Origin of the sequence: Streptococcus sp. ACS2, assembly GCF_000525585.1 — a bacterium.
Classification (GTDB): Bacteria; Bacillota; Bacilli; order Lactobacillales; family Streptococcaceae; genus Streptococcus.
In genome coordinates, this window is record NZ_JALT01000026.1 from 51920 (window position 1) to 70079 (window position 18160).

Below are 18160 nucleotides of genomic sequence, written 5' to 3' on the forward strand. Positions count from 1 at the left end.
TAAAAACTTATAATTTTAGACTACACTATTTGAAAGGGTTTTACAAAAAATTGAACCGAGAATGAGTATAGCTAGCTAAAAACCGAACCTTCTTCCATTTGTTGGGCCAAGTGTAAGAGGAGGTCTTCTCTTCCCTTGGCGGCTGTCAGTTGAATACCAAGGGACAGCCCTTGCCCATCACGATAGACAGGTAAAGAAATCGATGGTTGTCCCGTCAGGTTAGCTTGTTGGGTGAAAGGCGTCCAATCTAAACTATCCGCAAACATATCCCAAATAAGTTCTTGTTGTTTTGGCCAATCAAACTCAGACATATGCTTGAGTTGGTTCTGTAGGCTTTCAGAGAGGGCAAACTGCCCATGCTTAGGTGCCACATCCGCAACTGTAGGAGTCAGAAGAATATCGTAAGACTCATGAAAATTCGCCATCTGATGGCTATACTGGTCCCACTGAGTTAGGACTTTAGAGTAAACTTTGGCAGGAATCTTTTGACCAGATTGGAAAATAGCCCAAGTCATTAACTCCATATCTTCAAGCGTCATCTGACGTCCCAAACCAGCCTCTATACCATCAAACATGGCAGCCGTCTCAACACTATTCATGATGTAGTAAGACTGCATAGCTTCAATCCCATTCAAGGGCTGATAGGTGATTTCATGGACATGATGTCCTAGACTTTCTAATGTTCTAGCAGCCTTTTTTGTCGCCGCAATAGCAGATTCTGATACCTTACCACCAATAGGAGAGACAGTAGAAAAAGCAATCTTCAGAGGTTGAACTGGTTTATCTAAAGAATCTTTGTCAAGTTTGGGCAAGATAAAGGGACTTTCCATCTGACACGTCTGCATATGATAAAGCAAGCATTTTGTATCTCGAACAGACTTAGTCAAAGCAAACTGGACAGAGGCTCCCTGCCATCCACGAAACGAACCAGGACCGACAGGAATTCGTCCTCTGGTAGGCTTGAGACCGATTAGGCCGTTAAAGGAAGCTGGAATTCGAATAGAGCCCCCACCGTCACTAGCTGGGGCCAAAGGAGAAATGCCAGAGCTCACAATAGCAGCCGCACCGCCACTTGAGCCACCAGCATTACGCCTCACATCATCAGGTAGATTGACAGGACCATGAATCTGAGCATCACTGATATTTTTGAAGCCAAACTCAGGAGTGCTAGAACGTCCTAAAATAATAAAGCCCAATTCCTCAAGTTTCTTAACATAATTATCCGTTTCCTTAGCCCGATAACTTGTAAATAGGCGAGAACCCGCTGTTGACGGCTCACCAGCTTGCTCCTGACCTAAATCCTTTAGGAAAATTGGGACACCAGCAAAAGGTTTATCTGAAAAGTCTCTAGTTTCTGCTTCTTCTAAAGCTTTCTCGTAACGTTGACTGACGATAGCATTGATTTTAGTATTCGTCCTTTCCGCTTCACTTATAGTATCCTTTACTAGTTCTCGGGGACTGACCGTCTTATTTCGCACGGCCTCAGCCATTGCCGTTGCATCTGACCACTCATTTACTGACATCTTATATTCTCCCTGCTTCTATTACTTCCTAAATTATACTAAAAAAAACGAAACGCCTGAAACGTTCCGCCTTCAATCATGATATTTAGTCTTGCCAAGTTTCTTGGTTTTCTTTAAATTTTTTCAAGAGTTGAAGTCCGTCTGCTGTGATGTATCCTTGCACTTTAGCCACTTTGATCAACTCAGTGTAGTTTGAAAGAGTGACCAATTTCACGCCAGCATCAGCGAAGTTTTTCTCAGCTTTTGGCAATTCGTAAGTGAAGATAGCCACAACACCGATAACATCAGCCCCTTCACGCTCTGCAGCTGCTACAGCATCAAGTACTGATCCACCAGTTGAAATCAAGTCTTCAACAACAACCATTTTTTCGCCTTTAACCACACGACCTTCGATTTGGTTACCAGCACCGTGATCTTTTGGTTTGCTACGGATATAGGCAAATGGAAGGTTCATCTTGTCAGCGATGATAGCACCGTGAGGAATACCAGCAGTTGCAGTACCAGCAATCACTTCTACTTCAGGAAATTCTTCCTTAATTTTTTCCACAAAACCATTTTCGATAAGTGTACGAGTTTCTGGATAAGACAAAGTAATACGATTGTCTGTGTAGATTGGTGATTTGATTCCTGATGCCCATGTAAATGGTTCTTCAGGTTTAAGGTAAACAGCCTTGATATCAAGCAAGTCAGATGCGATTTGTGATGCTAATGTCATAATTATTATCCTCCGTAAAGCGTTTTCTACTCTTTATTATAACCTAATTCGGTCTATTTTCCTATGAAATAAGGTCTTTTTGAAAATTTATTGACCGGTCCATTGAGCCTTGATGTCTTGATAAGCTGCTACTGGATCATCAGCTTGTGTAATTGGACGACCAACAACAATGTAATCTGAACCAATTTGGCGCGCATCGGCAGGTGTCATGACACGTTTTTGGTCACCAACTGCTGCTCCTGCTGGACGAATACCAGGTGTCAAACAAACGAAATCTTCATTTGTTGCTTCTTTGATTTTTTCTACTTCGTGTGCTGAGCAAACAACACCATCAAGGCCTGCTTCAGCAGTCTTTTTAGCATAATGAACCACTGATTCTTGAAGTGTCGTTTGGATATTTTGGAAATCATGCATTTGCTCTTCAGAGGTAGAGGTCAACTGAGTTACAGCAATCAAGATTGGACCATCACCCAAGCCTTCACGCGCAGCCTTCATCATTTCCACACCACCAGCTGCATGCACATTAGTCATATCAACGCCAAGGTTAGACAAGACACGCATAGCTGATTTCACAGTATTTGGAATATCGTGAAGCTTAAGGTCCAGGAAAACACTATGACCAAGCTCTTTAACGTAGCGTACAATCTCAGGCCCAGCCGCATAGTAAAGTTCCATACCAATCTTCACATAGAGCTTTTCATCAGCAGGAAACTTAGCAAGGAAAGCCTTCACATCCTCAAAAGTCGGGAAATCAAGGGCAATAACAGGACGATTTTCTCTCATTTCTTATATCCTTTCACACAAAAAACCTCCGCCAGTCAGCGAAGGTTGCACGAAAATAGGGCAGTCCCTACCCTTTAGTGATGCCGTAGCATCTCAGTACACCTTTCTCGCCTCTCTGGACTCGATTAAAGGTTCAGTTCAATTTTTTTTATTATAGCGCTTTTATAAGGGAATGTCAAAGGGGGATTTTTGTTCTAAATACCTAAACCTCTACTTCTATTGACTAATATTATAGATTACATTCATTTTTTACATTGTAAAATTTTAATGTAAATTTTATTGCTTTTTGTATTTTTACGTTGTAAAATTACATTGTAAAACTAGAAAGAGGTGTTAAGATGCTTGAACAACTATTGAAAATGCATGCTGAAAAAATTCGAGTTAACAATAACTCAGATGAATATCAGAAGGTAGTGAAACAGATAGAAAATTATCAAGTCGATAAGCACTTGCCATCGGCTACCATGCTTTATGATATACTAGATAAACTAGCAGATCTTTCAGTAAGTGATAATATGACAGATGATGAAACTGACTATTTGGAATGGAAAGATAATATTCATATCGAAAAACTTGACTCGGGAGATTTTATAATTTATTACTTGGATCGTTTCTTTATGAGTATTTCGGAAGGTAAAAGGAATAACATATGGGATATAATTAAAGAACGCTATGAGACGAAAAAGAAAAATAAACTTAAGAATGAGGTAATTGATACATTTGTAGTTCAGTTACAAACAACACTTAAGGCTCCTATTGAAATTTTTTCTCCTGAGGAAGAAAAAATTGTCATTAGTTTCCTTGACTTTATAGAAAATAAAGGAAATATATTAAATCAAAACGACTCAGAAATCTATGATGCAATTTTAAAAAACGGTATAGATATAGGTGTTCTACTAAACCAATTAATTAAAGCCTACCCAACAGGTGAACAAAATAAGGTTACTTTTTTGGGGGAAGGATTTGATGCTCATAATCTATATGGCACACTACAATATTACAGTAATCAACATTCAGATAGTTTTGAAGAAAACTTCAACAATGAACCGACTAACTTACTAGATAAAACTATTGAAAAAATTATCACCAATTTGGATGAAGAATCTATTCCTCTTATTCTATATTGTGACGAACTAGAAACAACAAAAAAAGTACTAAATTCTCTTTACGAGAAAATAATTGAATTACACCCAGAACTAAATGTTGAATACTTCAATGCAACCGAATTTGAAGATATTATTGCATCAAATAAAGATGATGGAATTTCTCAGAACGTTTCTGAAATTTTTGAAGGAATTGATTTTCTTGTTTTTGAGGGTGTCGACTCCCTCAAAACTGAATTGGCTAAAAAAGAACTTATTAAACTAACAAAATGGTTACAAAATAAAGGTCAACAGGTCTTATTTTCTAGTTTCGTGAGACCAGAAAATATAGAAATGTTTATAAGTGAAGACATTATTTCGAATGGACACATTATCGATATTACTACGAGAGAGGTTGCTGTATGATTGGAAAATGGTTAAAAGAGAAACGTGAAAATCTATCTTTGACTGCTCAAGATATCAAGCAGGAAACAAAAACATCATCAACACTTATCTCACTAGTTGAAACTGGGAAACGACTTCCCTCAGAAAAATTCCTAGAGAGTTATCTTTTAGTTCTTGCTAAAGCTAGTGGTTTTGACGAGACTTTACGGGATCGCTATACAACAACTGAGTGTTTTGAGGAATGGAAAAGTAAACTTACCATTGAACATAAAGGCAAAGATACTATATATTACAGTTGTGGTCGAAAAATTTGTGTAGATTCTAAAGGTTTATATCTAAAGAACATCGAACCTTATGATTTGCATGTATATTTCATAGGTTATAGTTGGAGTGATTTTGCTGATTACCAAAATAGCTACTTGAAACATGAACTAAACATTGATGTATTAAAGTCAACACCAAATCGTCTTAATAAAAAAATAGATCTTATTGAAACATTAGATATAGACGCAGAGGTTACGCAGTATTGGCTTGAGAAATACAGAGATGAACTTAAAAGACTTATTGAGGAATCTTTTGATGAGTTACCCAAGTCATACGAGAAAATATATTATTCACTTACAAAATTTGGACTGGAAGAAGAAATAAAGAAAGAGAATTCAAATGGAATTGAGATTTCACAACTCTCTCAACTTAACTTAGTTCTAGATGGTGAACATTTAACAGACGGGGAATTAGAGGCAATTGCTACTGTAATTGAGGGAATCAGAGCTCGAAGAAGAAAATAATCAAAAAAGATGGAAGTTTTAGTTTCCATCTTTTTCTTTTAGATCAATTTATTCTATTTCCCCAACAAGTCTGTTCGAACTTCTTTGCGTAAGTCTTCAAGTGTTGTGATACCGTACTTGTCCATGACTTCAGGGAGGCGGTCGATGATTTTAGGGCAGGCATAGGGATCTGCGAAGTTGGCTGTTCCGACACCGATGGCTGAGGCACCAGCGATGAACATTTCGATAGCCGCTTCTGCACTGTCGACGCCACCCATACCGATAATTGGAAGGTCTGACGCTAGAGCAACTTGGCGAATTAGTTTAAGGGCTACTGGAAAGACAGCTGGCCCTGACATACCACCTTGACCGTTGGCAATGATAGGTTTGCGAGTGGCCAAGTCATAGCGTGTTCCGACCAAGGTGTTAATCATGGTGAAACCTGTCGCACCGGCATCTTCGACGGCCTTGGCGACGCTTGTAATATCAGCCACGCTTGGTGTCAGTTTGACATAGACAGGCACATCAGAGCGAGAGACACTGGCTTTTACTGCCGCATAGGCAAGTTCTGGGACTTGTCCGATGAGGAGGCCGTTATTACCATGGTCCACATTTGGACACGAAATATTAAGCTCGATTGCCTTGATATTGCTAGCTTTGGAAATCTTGTGAGAGACTTCCGCATATTCTTCGTTTGAAAATCCAGCCACATTGGCAATGATTGGAAGCTCAGGATAATGCTCCTGCAACCAAGGGAGTTTTTCAGACAAGACAGCATCAACACCAGGGTTTTGCAAGCCAATGGCATTAAGCATGCCTGATGGTGTCTCAGCCACACGGGGTGTCGGATTACCAAAACGAGGGTTGGCGGTAGTAGCCTTAATCATGATGGAACCTAGTTTATCCAAATCATAATACTTGGCATACTCTTGACCAAAACCAAAGCAACCTGAGGCTGGAATAATAGGATTTTTCAAGTCGAGCCCTGGAAGGCTAATAGCTAAACGATTTTCTGATTTAATCTCTGACATGGTAACCTCCTAGACGATGACTTTTCCGGTAGGGAAGACTGGCCCTTCCTCGCAAACACGAAGATTTTTGGCATCTGATTCTCCTTTAACGTGAACCACACAGGCATAGCAAGCACCCATACCACAAGCCATGCGGGCTTCCATAGAAACATAGGCATGAGGATGATTTTCAAACTTGCTATCGACATATTTAAGCATGCCTGGAGCTCCGCAACTGTAAACGGCATCTGGAGTCCAGTCGAAATCATCAATAACCGTCGAAACGTAACCCTTGATACCGTATGAACCGTCATCAGTCGTCACGTAGACTTCACCACAAGCTCTGAGTTTATCCTCCAAGATGACAGCATCCTTATTGGCAAAACCAATGACTGATACAACTTCCACTCCCTTAGCCTTCAACTGCTTAGCCGTCTCAACCAAAGGTGGCACACCGATACCGCCACCAACGAGGAGGGCTTTCTGCCCAGCCTCAATAACAGAAATATCAAAACCATTTCCCTGAGGGCCCATGGTATCGATGGTTTGCCCAGCTACCATCTTAGACAGAATAGCTGTTCCCTCACGCTCCACACGATAGACAATAGTTGCCTCTTTCTTGTCGTAGTCAATCTCTGAAATGGAAATCGGACGACGAAGGAGCTTGCTTGGGTCTGGTACCTTGAGGTGGACGAACTGACCAACCTTCATATCTGCAACCATCTCTCCCTTAAGCACCATCTCAAAAATACGAGGTGCAATCTCACGCTGACTCACAATGGTTAAATCTTCAACTAAAATCATGACAACCCTTTCTAAACTACAAAATGTCATCAAAAAAACCTCGCCACATGGCAAGGTCGCACAAAAAATCACAGGAGAACCCTGTTTTTTCACCTGTCCGACCTTTCAAGCCTCTCTGGACTCATTTAAAGGTTATTTTGTGATTATTATAACCGTTTTCAAGACGGATGTCAAAGAAGAAAAGAAAAAACCAAAGCTTAAAAAACTAAGCTAAGGTCTCTCCAGCCTATACCTAGGCCCTCTGTTTGATACATTCTCTATCATCACATAGAGTAACATAAATTGTCAATATTCCTAACAAAAGGTGTTAGAATTTTTGAGCTAGAGCCTTAAAAAAAGATTATTTAAACAATCTGTCGTAAACCATAGTATGAGCCAACTGCTGACCATCGCCACCCAACAAATCAACCAATGCATAAGCAAAGGCTAGGGCTGTTCCGGCACCACGGCTAGTGACAATATTGCCATCAACAACTACCAAGTCAGTTTGATGCTCGCCAGAAGTAATTTGTTCCTCAACACCTGGGAAACATGTGAATTTACGACCTTCGAGCAAGCCAGCACGTTCGAGAACAATTGGTGCCGCACAAATGGCAGCAAGGTATTTTCCAGCTTTTGCAGCCTCTTGAAGAGAGGCAATCAAGGCTTGGTTATCGCGTAGATTAGTTGATCCAGGCATACCTCCAGGAAGGACCACCAAGTCATAATCCGCAAAATTGCCATCAAATACACCGTCCATAGCGACTTGAATCCCATGTGAGCCAGTTACAGACGCACTTTCAAGTCCAAGCATGTTACAGTCAAATCCTGCTCGGCGGAAAACATCCACTGGGCTCAAGGCTTCGATTTCTTCAAACCCTTCCGCAAATACTACTGCTACTTTTGTCATGATATACCTCCAAATTAGTTATCACTTGATTCTATTACGCCTTAAATTATAGCAGTTTTAGAAGCAGGAAACAAACCATAAAAATGGCTCTTGAGCACGAAAAAAGACAGCACATGGACTGTCTTTGTCATCTTATCTAAACAAACTTGCTAGGATCCACAAGAGATAAATATGGGCTGGGTAGAAAATATAGAAGAAATTCTTGTTACCACTACCACGCTCACCATTATAGAAATACATAGGAATCGCAGCAAAGACCATCATCCATTGCACACCCGTCGGATCAAAGAGATGGGCAATCACTGAAATAACAGCTAAGACAATGATTTGAGCAATGCGATTGGTACGGAAAATATAGAACAGCAAACCAAGAATAACCATCACAAAGCCACCCTCAACCATGATAATACTTGGAACAAGTGACAGGATAAAGGCAACAATCTGCACAACAAGTGGGTTTGCATGTGGTGTTTCAAATATACCTGCAAGGATTACAACCGGAATGGATGATAGAATCGGCAAGAGAAAGACACCAATCCCTTGAATCAACTCCTTGTTCGATTTATCGCGAAGCCCCTTAGCCAACAAATCCCAAGAACAAATAAAAATCCCAGTAATAAAGAAGGTTGAAAAGGCATTGTTGGTTAAACCGATACTACCATTATGAAAAATACTACCAATGATGGCGTTGCCAATGATCATAAACCAACTCATGTAAAGCAGACGCCTGAGAAAAGCCATACGATCATGAGTGTAGTGAAAACTATCAGCAGCAAGAAAGAGGAAAATTGGGAAAGCCAGACGTCCCAACATCGTCAACCATATAGGTGCCCCCATACTCCCGAACATCTGATAGATTTGGTCCAAAAACATAAGTGCAACAGCTAGGTATTTCAAATTAGTCGCATTGCATATCTTTTTTATATCGTTCATTTAATGCTCCTTTAATTTTCAGCATATTAAATGATACCACAAGTTAGATGTAAATTCAAAGGTATTCATGATAATAAAAGCCATAACTTTTTAACAATTTTAGACAGACTATTTTATGATGAATAATTCACATTTTAATAATATCTTTAGTTCCTACTCCCCTCACCAAGCATTTCTACTCCCTTTATGCTATAATGGTTAGGCAATATTTACGTTCATAACGTATGCAAATTATTTATAAAAAACAAACAAAGCTAATAAACTCTGCAAGTTTTTGAAATATCTTTTTTGCGAGCAGAGCGAGCAATTAACCGAGACTTTCCGCCGTGTTAAAAGCGCCTGAAACTAAAAGGTTTCAGGCGCTCGGAATTTTTGAGACGCTAGGCTCAAAAATTAGTCACGGAACTTTGTAAAAGTTCGCTGACGTCCGCCAACACCTAAGGAAAGTCTCACAGAAAATTTTATTTTAAAAATAAAACAAGTATTATCAATAACAAGAAAGGAAGTACACCATGTCTTTTGACGGCTTTTTTCTTCATCATATGACCACTGAGCTACGTGAGCAAGTGCTTTACGGGCGTATCCAGAAGGTTAATCAGCCTTTTGAGCGTGAGTTGGTCTTGACCATTCGTAACAATCGTCAGAATTACAAGCTTCTGCTTTCGGCTCACCCTGTTTTTGGGCGTATTCAGACAACCAAGGCCGAGCTACCAAATCCGCAGAATCCAAACACCTATACCATGATTATGCGGAAATACCTTCAGGGAGCGGTTATCGAGGATATTCAGCAACTGGAAAACGACCGTGTCCTTGAAATTTCGGTCTCTAACAAAAACGAAATCGGTGATAGTGTTAAGGTTACTCTTGTTATGGAAATCATGGGGAAACACTCCAATATTATCCTAATTGACAAGAACGAAAGCAAAATCATTGAGTCTATCAAGCACGTTGGTTTCTCACAAAATAGTTACCGAACAATTCTCCCTGGGTCTACCTATATTGCTCCTCCTAAGACGGACGCCAAGAATCCTTTTGACATTCCAGACGAAAAACTCTTTGAGATCCTACAAACTGAGGATTTGTCAGCTAAAAACCTTCAAAAACTTTTCCAAGGTTTGGGGCGTGACACGGCCAATGAATTATCAGCCTTACTGGATACTGATAAACTCAAGAATTTCCGTGCCTTCTTCAATCGTGAAGTAAAGCCAAACTTAACGGCTAAGGCATTTTCAGCTGTAAGATTCTCTGATAGTCAGGACCAACCTGAATTTGAGACCTTATCAGCCCTTTTGGATTACTACTACTTGGACAAGGCGGCGCGTGATCGTGTGGCACAACAGGCTAGTGATCTGATCCATCGTGTGCAAAATGAGCTGGAAAAAAACAAGAAGAAACTTGTTAAACAGGAAAAAGAGCTTGCAGCGACTGAAAATGCTGAGGAGTTCCGTCAAAAAGGGGAACTGTTGACCACCTACCTCAGCATGGTGCCAAATGACAAGGATAGTGTCGAGTTAGACAACTACTACACTGGTGAAAAGATTACGATTCCCCTAAATGTGGCTCTAACGCCTAACCAAAATGCGCAGCGTTACTTCAAGAAATACCAGAAGCTCAAGGAAGCTGTTAAGCACTTGACTGGTTTGATTGAGGAAACCAAACAGACCATTGATTATTTAGAAAGTGTTGAATTCAGTCTTTCTCAAGCCAATATGGATGAAATCGAGGATATTCGTGAGGAGCTTGTTCAGGCTGGGTTTATGAAGCGTCGTTCAACCGATAAACGTCACAAACGTAAGAAACCTGAACAATATCTGGCTTCTGATGGCAAGACAATTATCATGGTTGGTCGTAACAACCTACAAAATGAGGAGTTGACCTTCAAGATGGCTAAAAAAGGGGAGCTCTGGTTCCACGCCAAGGATATCCCAGGTAGTCACGTAGTTATCAAGGACAATCTTAACCCAACTGACGAGGTCAAGACGGATGCGGCTGAATTGGCAGCCTACTATTCTAAGGCTCGTCTATCAAACTTGGTTCAAGTGGATATGATTGATGTTAAGAAACTCAACAAGCCAACGGCAGGTAAGCCTGGATTTGTAACTTATACTGGGCAAAAGACCTTACGTGTCACACCGACTGAAGAAAAAATCGATAGCATGCGGATGAAGTAAACTTCTTTATAAAATCAAACTCTCTTGTTGCTGATACAAGAGAGTTTTTCTATGTCGTAAACTAAGTAGGTTAGTTTCAGAAATGAATGATATTTTCTTCTAGTTTTCATTACATTTTTCCGATGACTGTGCTAAACTATAAGGGTAATCACCTATATTAAAGGAGACTTTCAGTATGAAGGCTCTTATGTCATATACGAGTTTTGTTTTAGAATGGTTAGGTCGCTACGTGGGGCTCTTAGTCTTCGGGATATTATTTGTGACTGCTTTACTCATTCGCACGACCATGATGACTGGATACTTTGAGTGGGCAGAGATTAGTAGCGTCCCTTGGTATGTTTATGTTTCAGGTGGTGTCATTCTGCTTTTGACACTTCTCTGGCGCAAAATCTTAAAGGAACTGACAACAAAGCAGATTTTCATCTTTTTTTCCGTTTGCTTTATGATTTTTGGCCTACTTTTGATTTTTCTGACTAGTTTTGCTGGACGAGACGATGCAGGTACTGTCTTTAAAGGGGCGGTCCAGTTTAATGCTGGCAACTTCTCTCTGATTAAACCAGGAGCCTACTTCTACCGCTATCCTCATCAGTTGGGATTGCTTAGTTTTGAACGCCTGGTTCTCTATCTGATTCCTTTGCCGGTCATCTCGGTTTTCTATGTATTGAATCTTGGCATGGTCATTGGTATGAACTATGCGACTTGGAAAATCACGGATGAACTGTTTACGAAACCGTTAGTCAGTCGTTTGGCTGTCATCATGAGTTTTGGTTTTTTACCTCTAGTTTTCAACATTATGTTTGCTTACGGGCTCATGTATGGCTTGTTCTTCTCCAGTTTTGCTATTCTCTTCTTCCTACGTTACTTAAGGCGTGGTAAGGCTAGGAATGCGATTCTTTCGGTGGTTATGCTATCTTTGGCTTATTGGGTAAGGAGCAATAATATTATTCTCATTATTGCATTATCTGGTATTTTGATACTAATGACTCTCAGAGAGAAACGTTACCGCTATTTACTTTTGGTTTTGGCTTTCTTTGCCTTTCCGATGAGCTTGCATAAAGCGACAACCAGTTACTATGAGATTACCACTCATCAAAAAATATCTGGAACACCTCAAATTGCTTGGTTAGCCATGGGCTTGCAGGACAAACCCGATTCTAAACGGATGCCAGGATGGTATACTGGTTATGTCCGTGACATTTACGCTAAGAAAAAGGGCAATATCGAAAAGATTGAAAAAAGCGCCAATCATCTTTTTGATAAGCGTGTTCAATACCTCCTAGCACATCCCGATGAGGCCAGTTGGTTTTTCAGCACCAAGTTTATCAGCTCCTGGACAGAGGGAAGCTTCCAGTCCATCTGGAACGGTCCAAGTAAAGACAAGTTTCAGCCTTTGTGGAATAGGTTTGCGACCTCTATCTATCACGATGGGACCCTGCATCTCTTTTTTGTGACCTATATGCAAGGCTATCTCCTAGTCCTATATCTTGGTGGTGCGTTCTACTATGCTTTCACTTATAAACGAATGGGGGACGGAGCAACGTTGGGACTTTATGCCATTCTCTATCTCTTTGGGGGTATCCTCTTCCACCTCATATCTGAGACTAAAAGCCAGTACACCCTACCTTATATTTACTTACAGATTCCAATGATTGCGGCGGGCTACAACCATATGACACAAATACTTAGCCGCTATCTTAAAAATAGGCGAAAGTCATCCTAGGATGGCTTTTTGTCATTGTTTCACAATTACAATCTTGTTATAATAGTTCTATGAAAAATTCGTCAGTTGATCTTTTACGAGGCCCTATTTTGCGGTCTCTTTTAATCTTTGCCCTACCAATTCTGATATCCAATATTTTCCAGCAACTCTATAATACTGCGGATGTCATGATTGTGGGACGTTTTCTAGGGCCAGATGCTTTGGCTGCTGTGGGTGCTTCTTCTGCTATTTTTGATTTGGTTATCGGATTTGCCTTAGGTGTTGGAAATGGTATGGGGGTTGTTATCGCTCGTTACTATGGTGCCCAAGACTATAGGAAACTTCGTCAGTCTGTTGCGGCCACTGTTGTTATTGGCCTCGGCTTAAGTGCCTTGGTTATGATTCTAGGACATTTCGGCCTCTATCCTTTGCTAAGATTTTTAGGAACGCCTGCTTCTATCATTGGGCAGTCCTACCAGTATATTTCTATGATTGTGTCTTGTGTTGGGGTAACTTTGGGTTATAATCTGTGTGCAGGTCTCCTCAGAGCAGTTGGTGATAGTCTGACAGCCCTCTATTTTCTGATTTTTTCAGCTCTGGTCAATATCATTTTAGACCTTTTCTTTATTACACAACTCCATCTTGGTGTTCAATCAGCAGGCTTGGCAACGATTATTTCTCAAGGACTTTCGGCAATTCTCTGTCTTTACTATATTAAGAAAAAAGTGACCTTCCTTCTTCCAAACAAGTCAGACTTTGTTCTTGATTTAAGTCTTTATTTGGACCTTTTTGGACAAGGCATGGCCATGGGACTCATGAATTCCATTGTTTCTATTGGGACTGTGACCTTACAGTATGCCATTAACGGCTTTGGCCCTCTCATCATTAGCGCTCAAGTCGCGGCAAGACGGATTATGTCCTTCGCTGTTCTACCTTTGACCTCACTTGCTGCCGGGGTGACTACTTTCACCTCTCAGAACTTCGGTGCCAAACAGTTTAAGCGCATAGTAGCTGGGTTAAAGCAATCTTGTCTTGTTTCTATAACTTGGTCTGTCATAGCTTGTGTCCTCCTCTATGTAGCAAGCCCCTTCTTAGCTAGTCTTATCTCTGGTTCAGATAATGCTGTGATTATTGATAATGCTAGTCGCTACCTTCGTATCAGTTCTCTCTTTTATCCTATTTTAGGAATGCTCTTCATCTTTAGAAATAGTCTGCAGGGTCTAGGTAAGAAACTGACACCTTTAACCTCTAGTTTCATTGAGCTTTTGGGAAAAATTCTTTTTGTTCTTTTGGTCATTCCTTCTATGGGCTATCTTGGCGTTATCCTATGCGAGCCCTTGATTTGGATCCCCATGACCATTCAGCTCTATTTTGCCTTAAGAAAACATATTAAACGCTTGTTTGTCACTTAAACTTTTTTGAACATAAAAAAACGACCGTCATGGTCGTTTTTAGTTTAATTTAATCCCCATTCATCAGAGATTTGTTTCATAATAGCTTCTTGGGAGACAATCCCAAAGCCCAGCATGTAAGTTGAGTAATCAGCATAGATGACCTTGTTATTTTGAACAGCCTTAAGGCTAGTCCAGACAGGGCTATTTTTAAGTTTGTTATCTAGGAGTTCTTGAGAATCTGCTTGAACAATCAGGAGGTCCGGATTAATGTCTTTTAGTTTATCTGGATCGATAACTTGGAACATATCATCTGGATTGAAGGTTTCCGCTCGATTGAAATGATAAGTATCATAGAGATAACCAAAATGCCCGTAAGCATAATAACGGATGTCATTGTCAGTCACGCGCAGATACATGAGTTTTTGGTTGCCAAACTTAGCTTTGACATTCTCCGCGAAAACGGCCTCCCTAGCATCCAATCTATCGAGGTCCTTCTTCATCTCATCACGTTTATCAAAGATTTCTGCCACCTTAAGAGAGGTTTCATGATAGTCCCAATTTTCATCGGTGTTGATTTGGTAGCCAACAGTCGGTGCAATTTCAGACAGCTCCTCGTAGAGGTCTTCCTGCTCGCCTGTCATAAGGATTAAATCAGGTTTTAACTCAGCAATCTTATCCAAATCTGGATTGCCCTGCCAACCAACTGAAACCACTTTTGCATCCTTGTATTGTTTCTTAAAGAGAGTTGAAAATTCTTGACTATCAGCTCGACCAGTTGTCGCACCTACAGGAGTGATATCGAGAGGATCCAAGATTTCACCATAGAGGTTGTCGAGGATAACGATACGTTTAGGAGCTTTTTTCAACTCTGTCGTACCAAAATCATGGACAATCGTCTTCTCCTTAAAAGTCTGACTTGTTTTATTTGACTCTGCATTATGTCCAGACGTCATGTCTGGCAAGTAATACAGTAAAAGACCAGAAATGATGGCCATAATAGCTAATAAATAAAGAAGATTTATTTTTTTCATGGCAACTCCTCGATAAGATTGGATTAAATCGTTACTTTAAAGTTATCTTAAAACTTCTTTAATGTCAATCACTTACTGATTCGTTCAAGCCTATATTTTTGATTCTTTTGTTTTAATGGTTAAAACAATCCTTCATTAGGATTGTTCAGCCCTAATAACAACCTTTTAGTTATCTGAACTGTGTTATAATGATAGGTAACATTGGAGGGAAATTATGTTAAATCAGCTTTCATTTAAGGGACAATGGCGACAGTACCAACGGCGTGTTCTCGATAAAGCCGAAAGCTTTATGGATGATGGAAAGATTCACTTGGTGGCTGCTCCTGGTTCTGGTAAAACAACCTTAGGAATTGAATTTATACAGCGTTTTGGTAATCCAACTTTAATTTTAGTTCCGACAGTTACCATCCGTCAACAATGGGTAGATCGGATTAAACAAGCTTTTTTAAGTGATGACAATCTAGTAGAACAACTCATTTCACAGGATTTAAAAAGGCCTAAAATGATTACGGTTGCGACCTATCAGGCACTGCACAGTGCTATGAACCAAGTCGTGGGCGATAGTCTTATTGAGGACACAGATGATGAGTCACAACAAGAGCATTTCGATTTTCAAGGTTTCGATATTCGAAAAACTTTTGGGGACCAAGATTTAGGGACTCTTTGTCTGGATGAATGCCATCATTTAAGAAATGAATGGTGGAAGAGTTTAGAGAGTTTTCATAAAGCTTTTCCAAATATAAAGATGATCTCTTTGACAGCAACACCCCCATACGAGGGAGAACCTGCACTTTGGGAACGTTATATTAGCATGTGTGGTGAGATTGATGAAGAAATTACAGTGCCTGAACTGGTTAAGGAAGGGACGCTCTGTCCTCACCAGGACTATGTCTACTTCGCCTTTCCAACAAAGGAAGAACGTGCACAATTGGACCAGTTTGATAAGCAGAAACTTAACTTTCTAACTAAATTGTCTAGAGATATAAACTTTTCGAACACTATTCAGTCTAGTCCAGCACTAAGTAGCCAAATTGGCTATGATGACCTATTGGCTAATCCTAAATACCTTTCCGCTACCCTGATTTTCTTACGGTCTAAAGAATTGCCTTTTCCTCAACGTTTTCAAGAACTTCTCTCTGCAAAAACCTTGCCAACTTTTACTCTTGAGTGGTTTGAAACCTTGCTTAATGGCGTGATTTTTCAGGTCCCAAATTGGTATGGATTTACCGAGGAAGCCTTTAATCAGCTAAAAAGTGATTTGAAAGCAAATGGTCTTATCGAGAGAAATCAAGTTAAACTTATCCGGAATAAGAAGCAAGATGTCCTGCTTAATCAATCATTGGGAAAACTCAATGCTGTTAGAGATATTTTTAAGGCAGAATACCAGTCTCTAGGAAATAATCTCCGTCAACTTGTTTTGACAGACTTTATACGTAAGGATTTTCAAATTTATCTAGGCGATAACAGTGCACAATTTACCCAACTAGGTGTGTTATCTTACTTTGAATCTATTCGTAGAGAAATGATTGAACAGTCTTGGACAGTACCTGTGGCTGTATTGACAGGAAGTTTAGTGATTATTCCAACTTCAGCTAAAGAACATCTAGAGCGACTCATTCCTAATTCTTGTTTATCCTATGATGTTATTGGACAATTGAGCCAAGAAGACTATCTTAAGGTGAGAGTTTCTGGTTCTCACCATGATCTAGTGACTGCCCTTACTCAGCTTTTCCAAGAAGGGCTTATTCAGGTGATTATTGGGACCAAGTCTTTATTGGGCGAAGGTTGGGATGCCCCTTGTGTTAACTCCCTTATTTTAGCTAGTTTTGTTGGAAGCTTCATGCTAAGTAATCAGATGCGAGGCCGTGCCATCCGTGTCTGGCCAGACAATCCTAATAAAACGAGTAATATCTGGCATTTGGTCTCTATTAATTTATCACCTAGGAGATGGTTTGATTTTCAAGATGAGGAAGAAAAATATGATGAGACATTAGAGCTGCAGTTGTATGCACTTAGTCCTGACTTAGATTTGTTAGATCGGCGTATGACACAGTTTCTGGGCCTCCATTATCAAGAGCCTACTATCGAATCTGGTATTGATCGCCTTGACCTCAATCAAATAACTTTTAGCCGAAAGGGTCTAGAAAAACTTAATCAAAATGCCATTACACTATCTCAAAAACGTCAGGAGCTTAAAGACCGTTGGCAACAAGCCCTCCCGCTATACGAAGAAATGGAAGTGGTCAACCAAGTTGAGGTCGACAAACAATTTCTACCGTTGGTATACCTTAATGATTGGATGAAGGCCTTTCTTATTTCCCAAGCCCTTGCTGCCACTTTTTTTATTATTGATTTGGGAAGATATCTGATTGTTGGGAAGCCGTTTGATCAAAGCCTACCTATATTCTTACTTGTGCTACTTGTACTGGCTATCTTTTGGGGAAGATATTTTATCTATAAGAGCCCCTATAAACGTTTGGAAATTTTTGGCAAAGCTATCCATCAAGCTCTGCTGGATTCAGGTCAGATTGAGACTAAAGAATCTGCTCCTAGAGTGGTAAAAGACAGTAAACAAGCGATTTATAACGCCATCTATCTCAAGGGTGCTAGCATGAGGGAAAAAGAAATCTTTGCTCAGACTATGACTGAATTTTTCGCTCCTATCGAAAATCAACGCTATATCTTAAAGGCTTGTCACAAAGTGAAGGACCAAACTGAATTTTTTGCCGTTCCAAGTATGTTTGAAAAGCGAAAGGCAGATGCAGAGTCTTTCCTTCGACATATACAAAAAAGTCTAGGAAAATATGATCTTATTTATACGCGAAGTATTCAAGGACGTCCTATTCTCCTAGAAGCCCGCATCAAGGCACTTGGAAATAAGCAAGAACGAACAGTTACACATAAAAAAGTCATGTCAACTTTAGAATGATAAATAGCCCTAACCACTTTAACCG

At 40.1% G+C, this 18160-nt stretch carries 15 protein-coding genes; 7 read left to right on the forward strand and 8 right to left on the reverse strand.

What is annotated here, in order from left to right; translation table 11 throughout:
- Positions 1 to 71: 71 nt before the first annotated feature.
- The 3 genes from HMPREF1517_RS05310 to pyrF all read right to left on the reverse strand — a co-directional run bounded on the left by HMPREF1517_RS05310 (position 72) and on the right by pyrF (position 3021).
- A complete protein-coding gene (locus tag HMPREF1517_RS05310; protein ID WP_037599864.1) occupies positions 72 to 1523 on the reverse strand; it encodes an amidase in 1452 nt (483 codons plus the stop codon).
- Positions 1524 to 1608: 85 nt separating this feature from the next.
- Complete coding sequence (gene pyrE, locus HMPREF1517_RS05315) at positions 1609 to 2238, reverse strand: orotate phosphoribosyltransferase (protein ID WP_004182503.1); 630 nt, start codon at positions 2236 to 2238, stop codon at positions 1609 to 1611.
- Positions 2239 to 2325: 87 nt separating this feature from the next.
- A complete protein-coding gene (pyrF, locus tag HMPREF1517_RS05320) occupies positions 2326 to 3021 on the reverse strand; it encodes an orotidine-5'-phosphate decarboxylase (RefSeq protein WP_037599866.1) in 696 nt (231 codons plus the stop codon).
- Positions 3022 to 3359: 338 nt separating this feature from the next.
- Between pyrF and HMPREF1517_RS05325 the strand changes: the two genes are divergently transcribed.
- Together HMPREF1517_RS05325 and HMPREF1517_RS05330 are read left to right on the forward strand one after the other, a co-directional pair.
- On the forward strand, positions 3360 to 4529 hold the full coding sequence (locus HMPREF1517_RS05325; protein WP_037599869.1) for a DnaA ATPase domain-containing protein: 1170 nt from the start codon (positions 3360 to 3362) through the stop codon (positions 4527 to 4529).
- Positions 4526 to 5296 (forward strand): helix-turn-helix domain-containing protein, encoded by a 771-nt coding sequence (locus HMPREF1517_RS05330; protein ID WP_037599872.1) that lies wholly within the window; start codon positions 4526 to 4528, stop codon positions 5294 to 5296. Before HMPREF1517_RS05325 ends, HMPREF1517_RS05330 begins: the two co-directional genes overlap by 4 nt.
- Before the next feature lie 53 nt (positions 5297 to 5349).
- On the opposite strand, the gene HMPREF1517_RS05335 is transcribed toward HMPREF1517_RS05330, so the two are convergent.
- A complete protein-coding gene (locus HMPREF1517_RS05335; RefSeq protein ID WP_037599876.1) occupies positions 5350 to 6306 on the reverse strand; it encodes a dihydroorotate dehydrogenase in 957 nt (318 codons plus the stop codon).
- A gap of 9 nt (positions 6307 to 6315) precedes the next feature.
- Positions 6316 to 7089, reverse strand: coding sequence for a dihydroorotate dehydrogenase electron transfer subunit (locus tag HMPREF1517_RS05340; RefSeq protein WP_037599878.1), 774 nt, complete (start codon positions 7087 to 7089; stop codon positions 6316 to 6318).
- Between HMPREF1517_RS05340 and HMPREF1517_RS05345 the strand changes: the two genes are divergently transcribed.
- Positions 7088 to 7303, forward strand: coding sequence for a hypothetical protein (locus tag HMPREF1517_RS05345; protein ID WP_037599880.1), 216 nt, complete (start codon positions 7088 to 7090; stop codon positions 7301 to 7303). The two genes, HMPREF1517_RS05340 and HMPREF1517_RS05345, sit on opposite strands and share 2 nt — an antisense overlap.
- A gap of 126 nt (positions 7304 to 7429) precedes the next feature.
- On the opposite strand, the gene HMPREF1517_RS05350 is transcribed toward HMPREF1517_RS05345, so the two are convergent.
- Complete coding sequence (locus HMPREF1517_RS05350) at positions 7430 to 7978, reverse strand: DJ-1 family glyoxalase III (RefSeq protein WP_037599882.1); 549 nt, start codon at positions 7976 to 7978, stop codon at positions 7430 to 7432.
- A 132-nt stretch (positions 7979 to 8110) separates the two neighbouring features.
- Positions 8111 to 8911 carry a TraX family protein gene (locus tag HMPREF1517_RS05355; protein ID WP_037599885.1) on the reverse strand — a complete coding sequence of 267 codons (801 nt, stop codon included), beginning with the start codon at positions 8909 to 8911 and terminating at the stop codon, positions 8111 to 8113.
- 512 nt (positions 8912 to 9423) lie between these two features.
- On the opposite strand from HMPREF1517_RS05355, the gene HMPREF1517_RS05360 reads away from it, so the two are divergent.
- The 3 genes from HMPREF1517_RS05360 to HMPREF1517_RS05370 all read left to right on the forward strand — a co-directional run bounded on the left by HMPREF1517_RS05360 (position 9424) and on the right by HMPREF1517_RS05370 (position 14193).
- Positions 9424 to 11082 (forward strand): Rqc2 family fibronectin-binding protein, encoded by a 1659-nt coding sequence (locus HMPREF1517_RS05360; RefSeq protein ID WP_037599888.1) that lies wholly within the window; start codon positions 9424 to 9426, stop codon positions 11080 to 11082.
- A gap of 175 nt (positions 11083 to 11257) precedes the next feature.
- Positions 11258 to 12802, forward strand: coding sequence for a membrane protein (locus tag HMPREF1517_RS05365; protein ID WP_037599891.1), 1545 nt, complete (start codon positions 11258 to 11260; stop codon positions 12800 to 12802).
- 50 nt (positions 12803 to 12852) lie between these two features.
- A complete protein-coding gene (locus tag HMPREF1517_RS05370; RefSeq protein WP_037599894.1) occupies positions 12853 to 14193 on the forward strand; it encodes an MATE family efflux transporter in 1341 nt (446 codons plus the stop codon).
- Positions 14194 to 14237: 44 nt separating this feature from the next.
- Here HMPREF1517_RS05370 and HMPREF1517_RS05375 read toward each other — a convergent pair whose 3' ends face one another.
- Entirely contained in the window at positions 14238 to 15206 is a 969-nt protein-coding gene (locus HMPREF1517_RS05375) for an ABC transporter substrate-binding protein (protein WP_037599896.1), read from the reverse strand.
- A 214-nt stretch (positions 15207 to 15420) separates the two neighbouring features.
- On the opposite strand from HMPREF1517_RS05375, the gene HMPREF1517_RS05380 reads away from it, so the two are divergent.
- Positions 15421 to 18135 carry a DEAD/DEAH box helicase family protein gene (locus HMPREF1517_RS05380; RefSeq protein ID WP_037599899.1) on the forward strand — a complete coding sequence of 905 codons (2715 nt, stop codon included), beginning with the start codon at positions 15421 to 15423 and terminating at the stop codon, positions 18133 to 18135.
- Positions 18136 to 18160 lie beyond the last annotated feature (25 nt).